Source organism: Variovorax beijingensis (assembly GCF_007828835.1).
Classification (GTDB): Bacteria; Pseudomonadota; Gammaproteobacteria; order Burkholderiales; family Burkholderiaceae_C; genus Variovorax; species Variovorax beijingensis_A.
On sequence record NZ_VIVL01000001.1, the window covers coordinates 771,974 to 793,052 of the forward strand.

Here is a 21,079-nt window from a genome sequence, read left to right on the forward strand (position 1 = left end):
AACAACTTCCATGTCATTGGCCGGAGAAGCGCATCGGCACCGTCTTGGTCGTGCCGTCGGCCTGCGGCACGCTGACGTTGACCTTGAGTTCGCCCTTGAAGCCGGCCGGCGGTTTGCCCTGGAAGGTGCCGGTCTTCGGGTCGAACTTCAGCCATGCCGGCAGCGGCTTGCCGTCGCTGGTCAGGGCCTGGGGCGCCTTGCCAGGCGGCATCGCGGCGGGCAGCGGGACGCTGGCCGTGACCTGCTGCGCGCCGGGCGTCGACTTGCCCTGGTTGATGACGATGCCGCCCGCGCCGCCGCTGATCGCGGTGTTCTGCACGGTGGTGTTCTTCTGCTTGTCCACATAGACGTTGGCCATGCCGCCGCCCTTCTGCTGTTCGTAGGGGGAGGCCGGGGGCTTGGGGGCAGGTGCGGCCGGTGTGCCTGCCGCAGCTGCTGCCGTGGGCGTCGGCGGCGGTGGCACGGCCGGTGGATTGTTGCTGCCGGGCGTCGCGGGGGGAGGCGTCGTCGGTGGCTGGCTGGGAGCCGGCGGGGCTGTGGTTGGAGCGGGGGCAGGTGCGGGTGCCGGTGCCGGTGCAGCCGGAGGGTTCGTCTTCGCACCCGTCTTGCCGGAGGGCGTCATGCTCGATCCGGAGGCGGAGGCCGAGAAGCCCACCAACTGCGAGCTGCTGGTGCTGACGGCCGCCTTGGTCTCGAAGCTGCCGCCGGTGTCGACCGCCACGCCGTTGGCCGCCGCCACCTGGGTGCCTTCGAGCGAGGTGTTGCCGCCCGAGGACAGGCTGATCTTTCCGCCGCTCGAAATGCTGCCGGCGGTGGCGATGTTGCTGTCGGACTTGGACGAGCCGACGCCGAGCGACGCCTGCCCGCTGCGGTGGTTGACGGCCGTGCCCTTGTCGGAGGGCAGGCTGCCGATGAAGGTGCTGCCCGTGACCTTCTCCTTGTTGCCGCCGCCGCCCGCCGCCGAGACGTCGACGCTGAGCGACTCGCTGGTGGCAATGGTGCGCGCCGCGTTCATCGCCAGGTTGCCGCCGGCCGCCACCGTCACGTCGCCGGCCGTGCTGGCGATGGCCGTGCCGGTGAAGCTCGCGTCGCCGCCGCTGCGCAGCGTCAGCGGCCCGCTGCCGCTCGAAATGCTGCCGGCCACGTCCTGGTCGAGGCTGCTGCGCGACTTGCCGACGCTCACGTCCACGCTGCCGCTGCCGCCCTTCTTGGTCGCGGTGACGCCGGCTGCCACGCCGACCTGCTCGCTGCTGGAAGAGGCCGTGTTCTTGGCCGCCGCAAAGTCGAGCTTGCCGCCCGCATCCACGGTGGCTGCGCCGCCCGCGGCGATGTGGGTGCCTTCCAGGCGCGTGTCGCCCTGCGTCCTGATGGTGAGGTTGCCCCCGCTCGCGATGCCGCCGGCCACCGCGGTGCTGGTGCTCTCCTTGCTCTTCTCGCCCTGGTAGCTGACCTCGGCGCTGCCGCCCTTGTTGACGATGTCGGCCTTGACCGAGCCGCCCGCGCTCGTCGTGCTGGAACTGCTGCTGCTCGTGTCCTGCGCAGCCCTGTAGTCGAGCGATCCGGCTTCCAGCGTGACGTTCTTCTTCGCTTCGATCTGCGTGCCCTCGAGCGTGGTCTGGCCGCTCGAGCTGCTGCTCACGCTGCCGCCCATCCGGATGGTGGACACGACGGCCGTGCTGCTGCTGGATTGCGCGGTCTCCTTGCCGTACTCGTAGCTCGCCTTCACGCCGCCGCCGACGCCGACGTTCATCGACTGCTTGCTGGCGCCCGGCCCGACCTGGCCCTCCCCCGAAACGCTGGCCGATGCCTCGCCGTAGGCGCCCACCTTGGCGGTGTGGCTCGTGCTCTCCGAGGAGGCGTAGGTGGTGTTGGCCGCTGCCAGGCTGGTGATGGTTTTGGCCGACTGCTCGAGGTTGCCGCCGCCCTCGATGCGCGTGCCCACGTCGGTGATGCTGTTGGCCGCCTTGCGCGTGATGTTGTTGCCGGCCGAGAGGCCGGAGGTCACGGCCGTCGTCGATCCTTCGACGGAGCTCGCCCTGGTGTTCGATCCGTACAGGCCCACTTCGCCCGTGGCCGAGGCGTTGGCCTGGGCGCCCGCCTTGGCGCCGATGCCCACGCCGGCTTCGGCACTCGCGCCGGCCTGCGCTTTGCCGGATGCATAGAGGCCCGCGGTGGTGCTGCTGCTGGTGTTCGACACCTGGTGCTCGTCGTGCACCGCCTTGAAGCTCATGTCGGTCGCCGCAAGGCTCATGTCCTTGCCCGCGCTCATGGTCGAACCTTCGAGCGTCAGGTTGTCGCGCGCCGTGACGTCGAGGTTTCCCTTGGCGTTGATGGCCGAGCCCTGGTGCGTCGTGTCGAGCGTGCGGGTGGTGCTCTTCGTCTGCTGGAAGACGTCGAGGTGGTTCTCGCTCGTGGCCGAGGCACCGGCATTGGCGTCGGCGCCCGCGTTCGGGTTGCCCTTGCCGCCTGCGGCCGAGGCGCTGACGCCCGCGCCCGATTGGGCCTTGTTGTCGGTGCTGGCCATCAGCCCGACCTTGGTGGTGGCCGTGCTGGTGGTGGAGGTCTTCTTGTCCTCCGCGGCGAGCAGGTTCACGTTCTGTGCGTTCACCGCCGCGTTGCCGCCGGCATTGACGGTCGAGCCCTGCAGCGTGAGGTCCTTCGAGGCATCCACCGCGAGGTTGCCGCCGAAGTTCAGGTTCGAGCCGACATGGCGCAGGTCGGTGGTGTCGGTGGTCGTGGTGGTGGTCGAGCTGAAGGCCAGGCCCGCGGCACCCTTGCCGGCCGCGCCGGCCGACGCTTCGGCCGAGGCATTGGCGAGCCCGCGCCCCGAGCCGGCCTTGGACGCCGCCGCGGCACTGGCCGAACCCTTGCCGGAGGCGCCGACCTGCATCACGCCCGTGTTCCTGGTCGTGGTGTGGGTCTCGTCGTAGTTGCGGCCCGCCAGCACGTTGACGTTGGTGGCGCTGATCCTGCCGTCGCCCTTGACGTCGACGTTCGAGCCCTGGACGGTGATGTCGTTCTTCGCGGCGAGGCTGGCGTTGCCGCCCACTTCGAGACTGCTGCCCACGTTGCGCACCGACAGCGAATCGCTGGTCGTCTTCGTGGTGCCGTACAGCGAGTTGTTCATGCCGAGGCCGCTCGCCTTGGTCTCGGTGTGCGTCGTCGTCGTGTTCTCTCGCGCGACGATGTTGAGGTTGTTGCCGGCCTGCAGGTCGGCGTTGCCGCCGACCTTGGCATCGGTGCCGGCCAGCGTGATGTCGTTGCCGGCCTGCACCGCCAGGTTGCCGCCGACCGTGAGGCCGGACTTCACCTGGGTGACGCTGGTCGTGGTGCTGTCCTTGGTGCCGCTGCCGTTCTTGACCTGGATGTTCGAGAATGTGCTGCTCGTCTCCTTCTTCTCGATGGTGTCGAAGCTCACGTTGCCGCCGGCCTTGAGGCTGGCATCGGTGCCGGCGTTCAGGGTGGCGCCGAGGTTCGTGATGTCCTTCTTTGCGTCCAGGGAGAGGGTGCCGGTCGACTCGATGCCCGCGGTCTTGCCGACCACCGTGTTGTAGAAATGCTCGCCTCCGCCGCCTTCGCTGGCCGTCTTGTTGACGATGCTGCCTTGCGTCGAGCTGAGGCTGACGTCGCCGCCCTTGATCAGGCCCGACAGGTTGGTGATGTCGCCGGCCGATGCGATCACCAGCGAGCGGCCGCCCACGATGGTGCCGCCGGTGTTGGTCAGCGAGGTGAGGCTGAGGTCGGCGTCCTGGGCCGAGATGACGGCGCCGCTGGCAATCTTGTTCTTGGTGCCCTGCGCGAGGTAGACCACCGGCGCGAGCACCGTCTTGCCGCCGATCTCGGTCTGCACCATCCACACGATGTCCTGCTTGAGCGAGGCCTGCTGCTCGGGCGTGAGCGCCTTGCCGTAGACCAGCCCCAGCGAGCCGCTTTGCGTGGCGGCGCTCTCCATCAGCCCCTTCATCTGCGTGTCGGCGCCCTGGTAGCTCGCGAGCACCGCGCTGCCCGTCTGCTTGATGAGCTGCTGCTTGACCAGCCAGGCTTCGTAGCTGGCATCGCCCAGGCGCATGGTCAGCTTGTCGGCGTCGTACCCCAGCAGCCGGGTCAGGTAGTCCGACCCGACCGAGGCGGTGCCCGTCAGGTAGAGCGGATTGCTCTCCACCAGGTATCTCGCGTCTGGCGATCGCGCGGTCACGAAGTAGCCGTTCGGGTTGCCCGGCAGCGCAATGTTGATGCCGCCGAAGGATGTCCCCCTCACGCCGTTGGCGGCGTTGGCATCCAGGAAGGACATGGCCGGCAGCGGCCGCGTGCCGGTGCTGCCGCCGAAAGACGCGGCGTCGACGGCAGCGACGGCCACGCTGGGGCCGCGGCCGACGGCGCTGCCGGGCAACGCGCCCTGGCCGACCGTGCGCGGCGCGTCCGTCGATGCGGGCGCAGCGGCTTCGCGCACGCCGTCGAGATTCTGGTCGCTGCCCACGTCCTGCGCCGTGGAGCCGTTGTTGACGAGGCTGAAGCCGGAGCCGCGCAGGCTCGCGGTGTAGAGGCCGGCCCGCAGCACGTTGTTGGCGCTGGACGACTGCGGGCTGTCTTCGTAGCCGCTGGTGTAGCAGACGGCATCCCACGTGCCGTTGCGGTCGCACAGGCGGTCTTCGTAATCGATCTTGGGACCCAGCGCCACGTACTTTGTCGTCAGCGAATAGCGAACGATATGCGTGGTGGTGGTGAGCGCCAGGTTGTCGTTGGTGAACTTCGCGCCGGTGAGCTGGAAGCCGTGGCCCGCATCGTCCGCGATGCCGAGGCCGGCATGCAAGCTGCCGTTCGCCTGCGCGGGATCGTGCGAGAAGCCCTGCAGGTTCATCGAGGCGCCGGCATAGATGGTGCCGCCGATGTTGCTGCCTTCATGGAACGCCAGCCGCATGTTGCGGCCGGCCGTGATCTGCGGCATGACCTCCGGCAGTGGCTGCGAATAGGACTGCGTGGTGGTGTAGCTGTACTGGTACAGCGTGGCCTCGTCCTTGTTGCCGCCATCCGCAGCCCCGTCGTGGTAGTCGTCGCGCGAGGCGACCTCGGTGTGGGCGCTGTCAGGCCCCCGCGTGGTGATGCGCTCGAGTCCCGGGACCTCGTTCTTCAGGGTGGCCGCCACGATCGCGATGTCGTTGGCGGCGTTGATGATGCGGCCGTTGAGCAGGGTGTTCGCGCGCAGCGAGAGGCTGTCGTCGCTGTGGATGTCGCCCGTGTTGGCGAGCGTGCCGTTGGCCTGGGCGGTGAGCATGCGGCCCGCGTACAGCAGGCCTGCGTTGTTCAGGTTGCCTGCCTGTGCATCGGGCGTGGCGGCCGCGAGGTCGAGCGTGCCGCCGTTGGCGTGCACTTTCAGGTCGTTGAGCGCCGAGATGGCGCCGGTCGCGCCGACCGCGATCGACGGCGCCTGCACCTCGAGGTCGTGGGCCGAGAACAGCAGGCCGTCGTTGGTGAAGGCATTCGAAACGTGGATCGTGCCCTTGCCCTGGCGGCTTGCGTCCACCGCGGCGAGGATGCGGCCGGTCTTGGCGCTCGCGCCGGTTCCCTGGACCGCCAGCGACAGCGCGGAGGCGTCGAGGTCGAGCGTGTACTGCGACACCATCGCCGCCTGTGCGCCGATGCTGACCTTGCCGATGTTCACGGCGATCGAATCGCCGAGCGCGTTGCCGTTGAGCGCCAGGGTGGAGTTCGCATCGCCTTGCACGCGCAGCAGGCCGCCGCCTTGCAGCGAGCCGTTGACGGTGGCCGTGAAGCTGTTGGCGCCAAGGGCCTGCAGCGTCAGCGCACCGTTGGCCACGATGTCGCCGTGGCCCGCCGTGCCGTCCACCTGGGTCGCGAGCCCGCCGCTGCCGATGCCGAGCGTGAGCGCGCCTAGCGACTGCAGCATGCCGGCATTGGCGATGCTCTGGCCGGACAGCGTGCCGCCGCCGGTGCCCGTGCTGGCGAGGGTGATGGTCGCGCCGGCCTGGTTGTCCACGCTGCCCGTGGCCGCGACGCTGGAGTCCGCGCTGCTGCCGCCCTGGATCGTGCCGGCGTTCGAGATCTCGGCGACCGAGATCGCCAGCCTGTCGCCCAGCATCAGGCCCGCATTGGCCAGCTTGCTGCCGGTGCCCGAGATGCCGAGCGTGCTGCCGGCCTGCATCGTGCCGGCGTTGTCCAGGCCATCGGCCGCGCCGACGTTGGCCTGCAAGCGGCCGCCGGCGCGCAGCAATGCCCCCGACTGGTTGTCGAGGCGGTTCGCGTTGAGGGTGGCATCCTCCCGCGCCTGCAGCGTGCCGTGGTTGGCCAGCAGGCCCGCCACGTTCACCTGGCTCGGCGCCGCGCCGCTTTGCGTGGACAGCAGCCAGGTGCCGGCGTTGTCGAGCGAGCCCGCATCGACCCGGCTGCCGCCCGCGGCCTGGATCCATCCGGTGGCCTGGTTCCGGGCCGTGCCGGCGGCGAGCGCGAGGCTGCCGTCCGAGAGCAGCTTGCCGCTGTTGTCGAGCACCTCGGTGGCGCCGCCGCTGCGGTCGGCGATGTCCAGCGAGGTGCCGGCATGGATCGTTCCGCTGTTGGCGATGGTGCCGTCCGCGCGCACGACGGCGCTGCCGCTGGTGGCATCCACGACGCCCGCGTTGTCCAGCCCTTGCGCCGAGCTCAGCGCGACGTTCGCACCGGCCAGCGTGCCGCTCGCGGCATTGCCGAATGCGCCGCCGCTCGCGAGCGAGAGCGTCTGGCCCGCCTGCATCACGGCGCCGTTGGCATTCTGGATACCGCCCGACGTGGTGGCGCCGAGGTTCCCCGCGGCGGCGATGGCATGGCGGTTGTCGATGGCGCCGGCCGTGATCGCGGCATCGCCGGCGGACTGCATCACGCCGCTGTTGAGCAGGGTGCCGCCGATCTCCATGCGATCCGCCGCGCCGGCCTGTTGCGACAGCAGCCAGGTCCCGCTGTTGTCGAGCGCACCGGCACGGACGACCGAGCCGGTGGCTGCCTGGATCCAGCCGCCGGCCTGGTTGCTCAGCACGGCGGCGTTCAGGTCCATCGCGCGGGCGGCGAGCAGGTCGCCGCTGTTGGTCAGGACCTGCACGGCCGCGCCGTCGCGCCCGGCGACGGCGATGTCCTGGGCGGCGCGCACGCTGCCGGTGTTGGAGAGCGTGCCTGCCACGTGCAGGGTGGCGGTGCCGGTCACCGCGATCAGCTTGCCGCTGTTGTGCAGGCTCGCGGCGTCGATCGTGTTGGCGTCGCCGGCCTGCATCCAGCCGCTGTTGTCGATCGCGGCGGCACGCGCCGTGATCGACCGGCCCGCCAGCAGGGTGCCGCGGTTGTCGATCGCCTGGGTCGCGCCGCCCGCGGCGTCGGCGATGTCGAGGTTCTGGCCCGCGTTGATCTGGCCGCTGTTGGCGATGACGCCGTTCGCACGCAGCGTGACGCTGCCCTGGTCGGCCGTGAGGGTGCCGGCATTGGCGATGCCCTGCGCCGCATCGATGGCGAGCTGCCCGCCGGTGCTTTGCACGCCCTGGCCGTCGCCGCTCGCGGTCGACACTGTTCCGGCCGCAGCCAGGTGCAGGTCGCCTCCCGCCCGCACGGCCGCGGCGCCGAGGGCCAGGTCGCCCGCGGTGGCGCGGGCTTCCAGGGCGCGCGCCGATTGCAATCGCGACCCTTGCCCCGCGTCGATGCGCCTCGCGCCCGCCTCGAGGTCGTTGCCGGCAATGAGCGAGGCGCGGTCGAGCGCCAGGCCGCCCTGCGCCGCGGCCACCCGGGCGTCGCGGGCGGCGGTCAGCGTGGCATCGACCAGCGCGATGGCCGCGGCATCGGTGCTGCTGCTCGCCACCAGCACGTCGCGCTGCGCCGACAGGCGGTTGCGCAATTCGATGCGGCCGGCCGCCGAGAGCGTGAAGTCCTCGGCGCTGGCCGCCGCATCGCCCAGCATGCGCACGCCCACGCCCGCTTCGGTGGCCATCAGGCGGATGCGGTTGGCGTACATGCCGCCCAGCGCCGAGCTGTCGATGGCGTAGGCCGGCGCACTGCCGAGCGCATCGGCGCTGCCGGTGATGGCGCGCGTGCCGTAGTCCCACCGGTTCGGGCCGGCGAAGATGCCCAGGTCCTTCGCGTTGACGCTGGCTTCCAGCCGCACCGAGCGCGTCACCAGGTCCAGCACCTGCTGCGCCGTGGCGTTCAGGCCGTTGCCCGTGACCAGGATGTCGCCCTGGTTGACGTTGAAGCCGCCGAGCGCACCGTTCGCCGTGAAGAAGGGCACGCCGGTCGAGAGCGTCACCCGGTCGGTGTTGATGAAGCCGCAGCCCGAGCAGGTGATGCCGTAGGGATTGGCCAGCACCACGTCGGCCTTGTTGCCCAGCACTTCGGTAAAGCCGGCCAGCGTGCTGCGGTTGTTGCTCACCACCTCGTTGAGGATCACGTTCGCCGGCGCAACCATGTTGAAGTTCGCCAGCACCTGGCCGGCGAGCTGCGACTGGTAGTTGATCTGCTGCGTGCTGGTCGTGTTGTTCAGCACCAGGCCGTTCGCGTTCACGTTGAACTGCTGGTAGCGGTTGTGCGACAGCCCCGCCGCGTTGGCGGCGTTGATGTTGACCACCGTCGTGCCGTTGGGCGAGACGTAGGCGCTGGCCTGCCCGCCGGGGGCGAGCACGGCGGAAGGCACCTGGGCCTGCGCGGCCGACAGCGCGGCCCCGAGCACGGCCGCGGCGGCCAGGCGCGAGCGCCTGCTGCCCTTGCCGCGTCCGCGTGCGGTTTCGGCAACGGCGACCCAACTGCCGAAGGCGGCGTTCCAGACGACGCGATAGATGTGGTTCATGGGAGGCCTTTCAGCGCAGGTTCAGAGCGAATAGGACAGGCGCACCCCGACGCGCGTCGATTCGCGCGTCATGGAGGCGGGCAGGTGGAGCGCACGCGAGGCGAAGACGTCCAGGCTGAGCCGGCGCCACAGCAGCGAGGCGCCGAGCGTGGCGCCCGACATCGAGCCCGAGGGCACGCCGTCCGCGCGGTTGCTCACGCGGCCGAAGTCGTAGCCGAGGTAGACGCGGCCCGACAGCGCTTCGCCGCCCGCCACGGTCTGCCAGGGCAGGGCGATCTCGTTGCGCCAGTAGTAGCCGCTGTCACCGCTCAGCGTGTTGAGCAGCGAGCCGCGCACCGAGGCGATGCCGCCCACCAGGATCTGCTGCGAGCCGTAGAGCGTGTCGCGGCTGTGCTGCCCGCTGAACTGGCTCGACCACAGGAGCGGCAGGCCGCCGGCGTCGAAGCGGCGGCTGTAGCCCAGGTCGAGCGTGAACTTGCTGAACTGCGCATGCGGCAGCTTGTCGGAGAGCCCCGCCGGGTCTTCCAGCGCGCCCAGGATCGCCAGGCCCCGCACGAAGCCGAGGCGTGCGTTCAGCACGCCGCCGCCCAGCTGGGTGAAGGCCGCGGTGCCGAGGTCGAGCGTGCTCAGCTTGCGGCTGCTCACCGAGAGGAACTCGCCGCCCAGGAAGTTGCGGCTGTCCTGCACCGAGAGCCTGGCCGACATCGATATGCGGCTGGCCTGGTCGCGGTACACCACGTGGTCGACGCCGAGGCTCTGCGTGGCGGTGCGTCCCTCGGACGCCAGCTTCCTGCCGCTCGGGAGCACCAGCGTGTTGGTGTAGTCGCTTTCGCTCGCGTCCAGGCTGAAGCTGCTGTAGCCGAAGGGCACCGAGGCGCGCAGCGCCGTCATGCCGGCGTTGTGCTCGCGGTCGTGCGGCACCGATTGGCGGCGCGTGATCGCGATCAGCTCGTTCAGGCCCAGCAGGCCGTCCAGGCTCAGGGTGGCCGAGGCACTCCTTTCCCCGGTGGCCGGCGTGCCTGTGTTGTCGTAGGTCGTGAACAGGTGCACCGGCAGGCGCGCCTTGTTGCGCACCACCACCACGCTGCGGCCGGGCTGGCTGCCGGGCTGGACATCGAGCGTGGCCTCGTTCGAGGACAGGCTGTTGATCTGGTCGATGCCCTGCTCCAGGTCGCGCAGGTTCAGCAGGTCGCCGGGGCGTGCCGGGAAGGCGCCGGCAATCGACACCGCGCTGGCGCTGCGGCCCATCTGCTGCAGCTCGAAGCGCTCGATGCTGCCTTCCACCACCGCGATGTCGAGCACGCCGCTGCGCAGGTCCTGTGCGGGCAGGTAGGCGCGCGTCGTGATGAAGCCGCGGTCGATGTAGCTCTTGGTGAGCGCCGCCAGAACGGCCTCGAGCTCGGCCGTGCCGAGGCAGCGGCCCGCATGGTCGCGCGTGATGGCGGTGCGAACGTCCTCGGGCAGGCGGCTCGCGCCGCCGATGCGGATCTCGCGGATCTCTCGGCACGGGGCGCCGAGGTCCGGCACCGACACCTTCGGCTCGATCGTCCTCAGGTCGGTGCCGCCCGGCGGCGGGCGCTGCGGCAGGGCGCGCTCCTGTTCCTGGCGCAGCAACTCCTGCTGCTGGCGCTCGATGAGCTGGTTCTGGCGGTCCAGGGCGCCCGGGGTGATTTGCGCCTGCGCCTGCGCCGCGGCCGCCAGCAAGACAAATGTCAGAAGATGTATTTTCTGTGTCTGCCGCGAGGGGCGGCGCCGGCGCTGGGCGAGAGGCATGGTTCGGGTCCGATTCGAGGCCGGCACCGAGTGCGGGATGCAGGCCCTGCGAGGGGCCTCGGGGCAGCTTCGTTAGGACGCGGACTGTTACATGTGGCCGCAATTCTGGGAATCACGGAAACCGGTGATTGGTGCGCGATGCCTGCGCGCAAAGGCAATGGATCGTCCCGGTCGAGCACTGCTGCGCTCGAAGCGACACCCATGGCGAGCCCGCCTACCCCTTGCCCGCCTTGCGCCGCGCGGACACTGAACGCACAGGCGCCTCATCCACGATGAGCTGCGAGGCCTCCACGTCCTTCCACAGCTGGTCGCGCCGCGCCAGCACCTGCGGCACGGCCTCGTGCCGCAGCTGCGCCACCGCCGACACCAGCGCATTGCAGACGAAGAACGCCGCCGTGTAGGAATCGAACGGCGATGCGTTCGATGTGCGCACCTGCACCCGGTGATGCGCCAGTGCGGCCAGCGGCGCGGCGGGGCTGTCGGTGATGGCCAGCACCTGCGCGCCGGCTTCGCGAAAGCGCTGCGCCACCTTCACCGGCCCGCTGGCGTAGCGGCGGATGCTGAAGGCCAGCAGGGCGTCTTCGGGCTGGATCCACAGCAGCTGGTCGGTGGCGGCCACCGCGCCCGCGCCCAGCTCATGCACGCCGGGGCGGCACATGTTGAGGTGCAGGGCCAGCCAGGCGGCCACGGGCGCGCTGTTGATCTGCGCCAGCACGAAGAGGCGCCCCTTGCCCTTGGCAATGCGCGTGGCCATGGCCTCGAATGCCGCCATGTCCAGGCCGTCGCGGGTGGCGTTGATGTTGTGCTGGTCGTGCAGCAGGGCATCGTCCACGCACTGCTGCAGGCTGCGCTGCGTGCCGATGGTCACGGGGGCGCGCTGGCCGGCGGTCTGCAGCAGCGCGGTGACTTCCGCGCGCGCTTCGCGCTGCGCCTCGGCATAGCTCGCATAGCCCAGCTTGGCGAACAGCCGCACCACGGTGGAGGCGCTGGTGCCGTTGTGCGCGGCCAGGGCGGTGGCGGATTCGAGCAGCGCGTGCGGATAGTCGCGCCCCAGGGCCTCGGCCAGGGCGCGTTCGCTGGCCGTGAGCTCGCCGCCCTGGCGGGCCAGGCGCTCGGTGAGCAGGCCGGCTGATCCTTGCAATGATGATTTCATTGATGTCTCTTTTATGAAAAAAGCATTGCAAACACAAGCAACGCGTGCAACACTGCGGCCCAAATTTCACCCCGGTGCCGCGGGGTTTACCTAAGGACAAAGATGCAGGATACCCTTGAAGAGAGCCGCTCGCAGGTGCGGGCCCGCATCCTGGACTGGCTGGCCGGCCAGGGGCAGGCCATGCAAGACCTGTTGCAGAAAGTGGTCGACATCGACAGCGGCAGCCGCAACGAAGCCGGCGTGACCGCCGTGGCCGCGGCCCTGCGCGAACGGCTGGAGGCCGCCGGCGTGGCCGTGCAGTTCGAGCCGGTGCCGGGCTATGGCGTGCTGCTGCATGCCCAGGTGCCCGGGCCCGCCGAGGGCGCGCCCATCCTGCTCATGGGGCACATGGACACCGTGTACCCGGCGGGCACCGCGGCGCGCCGGCCCTTCCGCGTGGAAGACGGGCGCGCCTACGGCCCCGGCGTGGCCGACATGAAGTCGGGCCTGGTGATGAACGTGTTCGTGGCCGAGGCCTTCGCACGCTGCGGCGGGCTCCAGGCGCCGCTGCAGCTGTTCTTCTCGTGCGACGAGGAAATCGGCTCGGCCGCCACGCGCGACCGCATCATGGCCAGGGCGCGCGGCGCGCGGGCGGTGCTCAATGCCGAACCGGGCCGCGTCAGCGGCAATCTCGTGACCAGCCGCAAGGGCTCGATGGTGGTGGAGTTCGAGGTCGAGGGCGTCGCCGCCCATGCGGGCATCAACCACGCGGCGGGCGCCAGTGCCATCGAGGCGCTGGCCCGCAAGATCCTCGCGCTGCATGCGCTGACCGACCCGGCCACGGGCGTCACGGCCAACGTGGGCGTGGTGCACGGCGGCATCGTGCCCAACATGGTGGCGCCGCATGCCAAGGCCGAGCTGGACATGCGCTTCACCTCGGAAACCGATCCGGACGAACTGCTCGCGAAGGTGCGCGCGATCGTCGAGGAAGAGTCGGTGTCGCGCACCAAGGGGCGCATCACGGAAACGCGCCGCACCATGCCCATGAAGCCCACGCCCGACGAGCTGCTGGCGCTCTACCAGCGCGGCGCCAGGGCGCTGGGCTTCGAGGTGCAGGGCGAGTTCACGGGCGGCGCGGCCGACAGCGGCCTGACCGCCTCGGTGGGCGCGCCCACGCTGTGCGGCACCGGCCCCGTAGGCGGGCATGCGCACACCGAGCGCGAGTACTGCGAGCTCGCCACCTTCGTGCCGCGCGCCCAGGCCGTGGCGCTGGCCATCCTGGACCACCCCTGATTTTCGAGAACCGACTCATGCATTCCACACAACCCACCCGCCGCCACATCCTCAACGCCGGCCTGGGCCTTGGCCTTGCGGGCCTCGCCCCGCTGGCGGCGCGCGCCGACGACAAGTACCCCTCGCGCCCCATCACGCTCGTGGTGCCGTTTCCTCCGGGCGGGTCGGTGGACATCATGGCGCGCCAGTATTCGGAGCCGCTGTCGAGCGCGCTGGGCGTGCCCATCGTGGTGGAGAACCGCGCCGGCGCGGGCGGCTCGGTGGCGTCGCAGATGGTGGCGCGCGCCAAGCCCGACGGCTACACGCTGGTGGTGTCGTCGCAGAGCAGCCACCTGGCCAACCCGCTCACGCAGCCCAAGGTGGGCTACGACCCGATCAAGGATTTCGAGAACATCGCCATCCTGGGCCGCCAGCCCAATGCGCTGGTGGTGCATTCGAGCCTGCCCATCAAGAGCTTCAAGGAGTTCATCGACTACGCGAAGAAGAACCCCGGCAAGCTCAACTACGGCAGCGGCGGCGTGGGCAGCATGGGCCAGCTCAACGTGGAGATGCTCAAGGCCGCCACGGGCGTGTTCACCACCCACATCCCCTACCGCGGCGGCTCGCCGCTGATCACGGCGGTGCTGTCCAACGAGGTGCAGTTCATCCTCGACAACCTGGTCATCATGCTGCCCCACGTGCAGGCCGGCAAGGTGCGCGCGCTGGCGGTGGCGGCCGACCAGCGCCTGCCGCAGCTGCCCGACGTGCCCACTATGGCCGAAGTGGGCTACCCGCAGCTCAACCTCAGCTCGTGGACCGGCCTGGCCGCACCGGGCGGCACGCCGGACGCCATCGTGCAGACGCTGTACAAGGCCGTGCGCCAGGTGGCCGCGTCGCCGGCCATGCAGGCCAGCCTGAAGGACCGCGGCGTGATCGCGCCCGAGGAAATGACGCCCGCCGCCTTCGAGAAGATGATGTCCGAGCGCCTCGTGAAGTTTGGCGAGGTGGTGCGCAAGGCGGGGATCACGGCCGAGTAGCGAGCCGCCGCTGTTGATGCCGCTGCGGGTTCGCGGCGGCAGTCAGCGCGATGATGCCGGGGCCGTCAATTCCATCGACGAGCGCAGTTTGCCCTGGATGTACTCACCCGCAATCACCGGCTCGAAGCGGGCCGGATGGGCCGCATCGCAACAGGAGGGCAGGCATTCGACGCTCGTGCTTTCCTCCGGGCCGGTGAACGCCACCATCGACAGCCGTTGCGTGGAGCCGGTCAGGTCGCGCGGCGGGTTGCTGACGCGGTGCAGCGTCGACCGCCACCGGCCGTTGGTCCAGCGCTGCATGAGGTCGCCGACATTGATCACGAAGCTGTCCGCAATCACCGGCACGTCGTGCCAGCGGCCCTGAAGATCGCAGACCTCCAGCCCGCCCGGCGCGTTGTCCTGGCGCAGGATGGTGAGGCCGCCGTAGTCGTGGTGCGCGCCGTAGCGCAGCTGCCCCGGCCGCGGCTCGACCGGCTGGTCCGGATAGTTGACGAAGCGCAGCGTGAGCGCGGGTTCGCTAAAGCAGGCATCGAACCAGTCTTCGGGCAGGTCGAGCGCCAGCGCCGACATGCGCATGAGCCGGCCGCACAGGCCATGGATGGCGTCGAACCAGGCGTTGATGTTCTGCTCGAACCCAGGCGGCTCGCTGGGCCAGAGGTTGCGCTGGCCCCGGCCATCGCGTTCGCGCTGCAGCGAGGCGAAGACGAGTGCCTCGCAAAGGTCCGGCGGCGTCTCGCCATCCAGGGTTGCCGCCACGCTTTCGATGCCCATCGGCAGGTAGCCGCGGCCCTTGACCTTCTCGGGCGGCATCAGTTGCGACTTGTGGTCGAGCGGCAAGGCGAAGAAGGCCTTGGCCTGCGCGCAGACATCGTCCGCCAGGCGCGCGGAGACGCCATGGTTGACGATGGCCGCGAAGCCGGTCTCCTCGAAGGCCCTGCCAAACTGCCGGGCGGTGTCGCGCCGCGTGGCGGCATCCCCGCGCATGAACGGCGCCATGTCGATCAGCGGCACCGACGCGGTGCCGTGCCTGGCTTGCTGTGTCATTGCCAGGCCGCCTTGGCGTTGCTGAACCGAAGCGTGTAGGCGGCCTTGTAGTCGAGGGTCGCAGGGTAGATGCCGGCCGCCGACATGGTGTCGAAGAAGCGTTTCCAGCGTGCATCCGACATGGCGCCGGCACCGGACTGCAGCGCATCGCCATGCTTCACCATGGCCAGCTCCTTCATCTGCTTCATCTTGAAGTGGAAGAGCGCGACGTCGTGCTTCGGGTCCGCGGCAACCACGGCGTTCAGGGCGGGGGCGTAGTCGCCATCGATGCATTGCTGCCACCCGGCCCGGGTTGCCTCGACGAACGCGGCAACCGCCTTCTCGTTCGCGGCAATGTAGCGGTCCATCGCGAAGATCGTCGATGCGTAGTTCTCGTAGCCGTAGTCGGCCAGCAGGATGGAGACCGGCGGCTTCGGCAGCGCCTTGCCAAGCAGCTGGGCGTCTTCCGTGATGTAGCCCTGCTGAACCGCCTTGGCATCCGCCAGGAACGGCGCCGGGGAATACGCGTAGGGGCGCAGCTGGCTGTCGCTGAAGCCGTGCTTCTGCTTGAGGAAAGCCCAGAACTCCGCCTGCGAGAACTTGGCGACCATGATCGGCCGGCCCTTCAGGTCGGCCAGCGTCTTCACGCCCTGGTCGGCGTGCGCGACCAGCGTCTGCGGATCCTTCTGCAGGAAGGCGGCGATGGTGCGCGCGGGAATGCCGCGCGCCGCCATGTTGAGCGTGGTGAAGCTCGAACCCATGCCAAGGTCCAGCTCGCCCGCGGCCACCAGCAGCGGCACGTTCCGGTCGGGGCTGCCGCCGATCAGTTCCACTTCCAGCCCGGCCTTCTTGTACAGCCCGGCGGCTTGCGCCTGGAACCAGCCGCAATGCTCGGCCTGCGGATACCAGTTCAAGCCGAACCGGAGCTTGTCGGCGCCGTGCGCGGGCGCAGCGATGGCCGCGATCAGCGACAAGGGGAGGCTCCAGCGCCGCAGCAGTGTGGCGCGGCCAGTGGTGAAGAGTTTCATGCGTTCGTCCCTGTGGATGCGTTGCCTTGGAAATATCCAGGGGTGCATCGCCACCATGCGAAGCTCGTCCGCTGAAGGCACCGGTGATGCCGGCGGAGCGGATGAAACGCACGAAGCAAAGCGAGGCTTGCCTGGATGTCATCCGGAGCAATGTCCCGCAGATGGTGCATCTGCTGACCGCTTCTACTCCGCGTTGGCGTGGCGAGCAGAATCTGTGCCAGCGAGTGGCCTGCAGATGGGTCAGGACCGGGGCGGCAAGGCATGCGCCCCGCGCCAGCGGAAGCAGGCCTCGCGCACCTCATCGACCAGCGCCGCCAGCGGCTCCGGCGCCGCGCTGCCTTCGGCCTGCTGGATCACGAAGCGGGCAGGCGGCAGCGGCGGCAGGAAGCTGCCCGGCGGAATGGAACGCAGCAGGGGCGGCATGCCCGACGGCGTCAGCACGGTGATGGCCAGGCCGGCGGCCGCGGCGGCCATCAACGGGCCGGAGCCGTGCGCGGTCAGCACGATCTGCCAGTGGGTTGTTCCGTGTCCGGCCAGCGAGGCGAGCGCGGCTTCGCGGAACGGGCAGGGCTCCGAGAGAAAAGCCAGCGGGGCGGGCGCATCAGGGTCGAGCAGCGCCCTTTCCGAAAAGGCCCACACCAGCGGCTCCATCCAGAGCGTTTCGGTGTCGCTGCCGGCGTCGCAGACCGTGCCGACCATCAGGTCCAGCGAGCGCTGCCGCACCTGCTTGGCCAGCGCCGTGCTGATGCCGCAGGTGATTTCCACATGCACGTCGGGCCTGCGCTGGCGAAAGCCCGCGAGCGCGGCAAACAGCCATTCGCTGGGAAAGCCCTCCGAGCACCCGAGGCGCAGCGTGGTCGGCGCACGCCGGGGCGCCGCAAGCCTGGAGACCGCCTGCTGCTGCAGGTTGAGGATGCTCCTGGCATAGCTCAGGAGCACGCTGCCCTGGGCCGTGAGTTCCAGCGACCGCGTGGTGCGGTCGAAGACGCGGCAGCCCAGCTGTTCCTCGAGCCGCCGGATCTGCGCGCTCACTGCCGATTGCGTCAGGTGCATGGCTTCGGCCGCGCGGGTCACGCTGCCATGGTCGGCCACCGAGACGAAGGCGCGCAGCTGCTGGGAGTCGAGCATGGGTTTCAGTGAAATTGGTTCTGAATGGCTGCAAATTATGTTGCTTGTGTGCAGGGTCTGCGCTGCCTAGCCTTGGCATTCCGAACCACTCACCCCCGCACGCCATGAAAGAACTGCTCTACATCGAGACCTCGCCCCGCACCACGCGCTCCGCCAGCATCGAGGTGGCCGGCGCCTTCATCGACGAAGTGAGGCGCATCCACCCGGCCTGCCATGTCACCACGCTGAACCCCTGGACCATGCAGCTACCCGAGCTGTCGCAGGACATGCTCGATGCCAAGTACGCCGGCATCAACGGCGTGTCGCTCACCGCCGCTCAGCAGACGGCCTGGGACGAGGTGCGGCGCATTGCCGCGCCTTTTCACGCGGCGGACCACATCGTGCTGGCGATGCCGCTGTGGAACTTTGGCATTCCCTACAAGCTGAAGCACCTGATCGACGTGGTGTCGCACAAGGACGTGCTGTTCCGCTTCGACGCCTCGGGCCTGTCCGGCATGCTGCAGACCCGGCGGGCGACGGTGGTGTGCGCAAGGGGGCTGGACTACCCGCTGGGAAAGGACGGCTCCGCGCACGCGCTCGACTTCCAGCTGCCCTACATCGAGACCTGGCTGCGCTTCATCGGCGTGCAGGAGGTGCGCTCGGTGGTGGTCGAGAAGACGTTGATGGGCCCGGAGGTGGATGCCGGCGCAAGGGCCGGCGCGAAGCGCCGCGCGGTGGAGCTCGCCGAGGGGCTCTGAGGGCCTAAGAGCGGGGCGGTTGCAGGGGCATGCGGAGCCTGACACCATGGCCGCATGACATACCAACTTCACTACTGGCCCACCATCCAGGGCCGCGGGGAATTCGTGCGGCTCGCGCTCGAGGCGGCCGGTGCGGACTATGTCGACGTGGCGCGGCTGCCCGAATCGAAAGGCGGCGGCGAGTCCGCACTGGGCGACCGGCTCGACGACCCGGACATCGTCCGCCCGTCCTTCGCGCCGCCGTTCCTGATCGATGGCGACATCGTCGTGGGGCAGACCGCGGCCATCCTGCTGTACCTCGGGCCGCGGCTCGGCCTCGCGGGCGTCGGCGAATCCGACGGCCTCTGGACGCACCAGCTGCAGCTCACCATTGCCGACGTGGTGGCGGAGGCGCACGACACGCACCATCCGATTTCCACCGGCGCCTACTACGAGGACCAGCGCGATGCAGCCGTGCAGCGCGCGCGGGCCTTCCGCGAAGAGCGGATTCCCAAGTTCCTGAACTGGTTCGAGCGCGTGCTGCGGCGCAACCCCGCGGGATCGTTGCACCTCGTGGGCGACGTGCTGACCTACGCCGACCTGTCGCTGTTCCAGCTGGTCGAAGGCCTGCGCTATGCGTTCCCGAAAGCCGCGGCCCGCGCGCTGGCTGCCACGCCGGCGGTCGAGAAACTGCACGACAACGTCAAGCGCCGCCAGCGCGTGCACGACTACCTGCAAAGCCCGCGCCGCATCGCGTTCAACGAGGACGGGATCTTCAGGCGCTATGCGGAGCTGGATGCCTGAGGCCCGCGCATCGGCGGGCCGGCCAAGGGCTCATGCAGGCTTGACGCTCGCGCCGGCGAACGGAATCGCATGCTCGACGGTGTCCCAGATGAAGCGGCCCGAGGGGCTTTGCTGCTCCTCGACGATGTGCGCCACCAGCCCGGCGGCGCGCGAGATCACGGCGAAGCCGCGCATCACCCCGGTGGGCACGCCGATCTCGCCGAGCAGCGCGGCCACCGCGCCGGTCGCGTTGATGGTGATGGGGCGTCCGGCCACGGCATCCACCGCGGCGGAGAGGCGCTCCAGCGCCCGCAGCTTGTCGCCGGCCAACTCGGGCTCGGCGCGCGCCATGTCGAGCAGCTTGTAGGCGCGCGGGTCCACCGGCTTGTGCAGGTGGTGGCCGAAGCCGGGCACCGGGCTCTTCAGGCCCTTGTAGTGGCGCGCGATCTCCATCGCCTCTGCATCCGGGTCGGCGGCGGCGCCGATGCGGTCGAGCAGGCCGGAGCAGTTCTCCATGGTGCCCACGAACGAACTGCCCACGGCCAGCAGCCCGGCCGAGACGGCGCCCTGCAGGTTCTCGGGCGCGCTCATGTAGATCAGGCGCGTGGCAATGGCGCTGGGCGTGAGGCCGTGCTCCATCAGCACCACCAGCACCGCATCGGTGATGCGCAGGTCCACGCCGCGCGGCGTGCGGTTCAGGATCTGCATCAGCATCACCTCGGTGAAGGTTTTCTTGCCGAGCAGGTCTTCGACCAGGTCGGCATCGCGGTAGTGCAGGCTGGTGAGCGTGTGGGTGCACAGGCGGGTGACGGGCGTTTTGGAGGTGGAAGTCATGGCGTGGTTTCTTTCATTCAGGAAGCGGCGGCGGTGGCCATGGCGAGTTCGCGCACGGCGCTCTTGAGCACCTTGCCCACGGGTGAGCGCGGCAGGGCCTCGTGGAAATGGATGTGCTTGGGTGTCTGTACCGGGCCGAGGCGCTCGCGCACGAAGGCGATCAGCTCGGCCTCGGTGGCGCGGCGGCCCGGGCGCAGCTGCACGGCGGCCTGCACCGCCTCGCCCCATTTGTCGTCGGGAATGCCGAACACGGCGCACTCGTGTACCGCCGGGTGCTGGCCCAGCGCGTTCTCCACGTCCACCGGGTACACGTTGAAGCCGCCCGTGATGACCATGTCCTTCAGGCGGTCCTTCAGGTAGAGGTAGCCGCGCTCGTCGATCAGGCCCCGGTCGCCGGTGTGCAGCCAGCCGTCCACCAGCGTCTCGGCGGTCTTCTCGGGCAGGCGCCAGTAGCCGGTCATCAGCAGGTCGCCGCGCGCCACCACTTCGCCCACTTCGCCAGCGGGCAGCAGCCGTCCGTCCGGCGCCATGATGGCCACGTCGCTGAACCAGGCGGTGCGGCCCACGGCGGCCCAGTTGCGCTCGTCCTCGAAGTCCGCGGGAAGCATCACGGTGAGGATCTGGGGCGCCTCGGTCTGGCCATAGGTGGTGCCCAGCACCGGGCCGAAGAATTCGCGCACCTCGCGGATCTTTTCGGAGGGCATCGGCGCGCCGCCGTAGATCAGCCGGCGCAGGTGCGGGAAGTCGGCGCGCGACGCGCCCGGCAGCGCCATCAGCATGTAGACCAGCGTGGGCGGCATGAAGCATGCCGTGCCGCCGCGCTCGCGGAAGGCCGTGCGCACGGCCTCGGCGCCGGCCGCGGGCAGCACCACGTGGCAGCCGCCCTGCGCGAGGATGGGCAGCACGTAGGTCGAGGTGCCGTGCGTGATCGGCGCCGCCACGACGTAGCGCTCGTGCGCGTCGAAGCCCCAGGCGTGGATCTGGTTGGCGATGTTGGCGAGCCATGCGCGGTACGGCTGCATCACGCCCTTGGGCGCGCCGGTGGTGCCGCCGGTGAACTTGATCGCCTGCGTGGCGTCCAGCGGCAGCGCGAATGATGGGCGCGGCGCGCCCGCATGCCGGGCCACCAGCGCCGCGATGGTGGCTTCATGCTGCGGCGCCGTGCCGGTGTGGATGCGCGTGCCGGGCGCGCCGTCGAGCAGCCCGGCGCAGGCACCGTCGAGCACGAGGATCGACGGCTCGGTGGCATCGACGATGCGGCGGATCTCGGGCCGCGTGCTCTGCGGATTCAGCGGCACCCAGACCTTGCCGCAGGCCAGCACCGCGAGCAGCGCGGCGATGTGCTCCGCGCTGTTCTTCGCGCAGATGGCCACGCGGCTTTGCGGCGCGGGGTCGAGCGCGACCAGCGCGGCCGCCAGCGCCGCCACCTGGGCGGCCAGCGCCTCGTAGCGGAGGGTGCCCTCGGGGGCGTCGATGGCGATGTTGTCGGGCCAGCGCGCCGCGGCGCGCCAGAAGAAGTCGATCGGAAACATGGGTCGGTG

The 21,079-nt window shown here is 69.9% G+C and carries 12 protein-coding genes; 4 read left to right on the forward strand and 8 right to left on the reverse strand.

What is annotated here, in order from left to right:
- Window positions 1–13: 13 nt before the first annotated feature.
- The 3 genes from FB547_RS03810 to FB547_RS03820 form a co-directional block, all read right to left on the reverse strand.
- On the reverse strand, window positions 14–8,812 hold the full coding sequence (locus FB547_RS03810; RefSeq protein WP_145739760.1) for a hemagglutinin repeat-containing protein: 8,799 nt from the start codon (window positions 8,810–8,812) through the stop codon (window positions 14–16).
- Window positions 8,813–8,833: 21 nt separating this feature from the next.
- Window positions 8,834–10,516, reverse strand: a complete 1,683-nt coding sequence (locus FB547_RS03815; protein WP_261380207.1) for a ShlB/FhaC/HecB family hemolysin secretion/activation protein — start codon at window positions 10,514–10,516, stop codon at window positions 8,834–8,836.
- 283 nt (window positions 10,517–10,799) lie between these two features.
- Window positions 10,800–11,738: a MurR/RpiR family transcriptional regulator gene (locus FB547_RS03820; RefSeq protein ID WP_145739762.1), complete on the reverse strand. Its 939-nt coding sequence runs from the start codon at window positions 11,736–11,738 to the stop codon at window positions 10,800–10,802.
- 102 nt (window positions 11,739–11,840) lie between these two features.
- Between FB547_RS03820 and FB547_RS03825 the strand changes: the two genes are divergently transcribed.
- Both FB547_RS03825 and FB547_RS03830 read left to right on the forward strand, forming a co-directional pair.
- The gene (locus tag FB547_RS03825; RefSeq protein WP_145739764.1) at window positions 11,841–13,010 is read left to right on the forward strand and encodes a M20 family metallopeptidase; all 1,170 of its coding nucleotides are present in this window, start codon (window positions 11,841–11,843) and stop codon (window positions 13,008–13,010) included.
- 17 nt (window positions 13,011–13,027) lie between these two features.
- Complete coding sequence (locus FB547_RS03830; RefSeq protein WP_145739766.1) at window positions 13,028–14,026, forward strand: Bug family tripartite tricarboxylate transporter substrate binding protein; 999 nt, start codon at window positions 13,028–13,030, stop codon at window positions 14,024–14,026.
- 42 nt (window positions 14,027–14,068) lie between these two features.
- Here the strand turns inward: FB547_RS03830 and FB547_RS03835 are convergent, their stop codons facing one another.
- The 3 genes from FB547_RS03835 to FB547_RS03845 all read right to left on the reverse strand — a co-directional run bounded on the left by FB547_RS03835 (window position 14,069) and on the right by FB547_RS03845 (window position 17,205).
- Window positions 14,069–15,070 (reverse strand): isopenicillin N synthase family dioxygenase, encoded by a 1,002-nt coding sequence (locus FB547_RS03835; RefSeq protein WP_145739768.1) that lies wholly within the window; start codon window positions 15,068–15,070, stop codon window positions 14,069–14,071.
- Window positions 15,067–16,077, reverse strand: a complete 1,011-nt coding sequence (locus tag FB547_RS03840) for an ABC transporter substrate-binding protein (protein WP_222431233.1) — start codon at window positions 16,075–16,077, stop codon at window positions 15,067–15,069. The genes FB547_RS03835 and FB547_RS03840 overlap by 4 nt, the downstream gene beginning before the upstream one ends.
- A 240-nt stretch (window positions 16,078–16,317) precedes the next feature.
- Window positions 16,318–17,205: a LysR family transcriptional regulator gene (locus FB547_RS03845; RefSeq protein ID WP_145739770.1), complete on the reverse strand. Its 888-nt coding sequence runs from the start codon at window positions 17,203–17,205 to the stop codon at window positions 16,318–16,320.
- A 104-nt stretch (window positions 17,206–17,309) separates the two neighbouring features.
- Here FB547_RS03845 and FB547_RS03850 point away from each other — a divergent pair, with 104 nt between their 5' ends.
- Together FB547_RS03850 and FB547_RS03855 are read left to right on the forward strand one after the other, a co-directional pair.
- The gene (locus FB547_RS03850; RefSeq protein ID WP_145739772.1) at window positions 17,310–17,942 is read left to right on the forward strand and encodes an FMN-dependent NADH-azoreductase; all 633 of its coding nucleotides are present in this window, start codon (window positions 17,310–17,312) and stop codon (window positions 17,940–17,942) included.
- Between the two features lie 54 nt (window positions 17,943–17,996).
- On the forward strand, window positions 17,997–18,725 hold the full coding sequence (locus tag FB547_RS03855; RefSeq protein WP_145739773.1) for a glutathione S-transferase: 729 nt from the start codon (window positions 17,997–17,999) through the stop codon (window positions 18,723–18,725).
- A gap of 30 nt (window positions 18,726–18,755) precedes the next feature.
- Here the strand turns inward: FB547_RS03855 and FB547_RS03860 are convergent, their stop codons facing one another.
- The gene (locus tag FB547_RS03860; protein WP_145739775.1) at window positions 18,756–19,538 is read right to left on the reverse strand and encodes a citryl-CoA lyase; all 783 of its coding nucleotides are present in this window, start codon (window positions 19,536–19,538) and stop codon (window positions 18,756–18,758) included.
- Between the two features lie 17 nt (window positions 19,539–19,555).
- A complete protein-coding gene (locus FB547_RS03865; protein WP_145739776.1) occupies window positions 19,556–21,070 on the reverse strand; it encodes a class I adenylate-forming enzyme family protein in 1,515 nt (504 codons plus the stop codon).
- Window positions 21,071–21,079 lie beyond the last annotated feature (9 nt).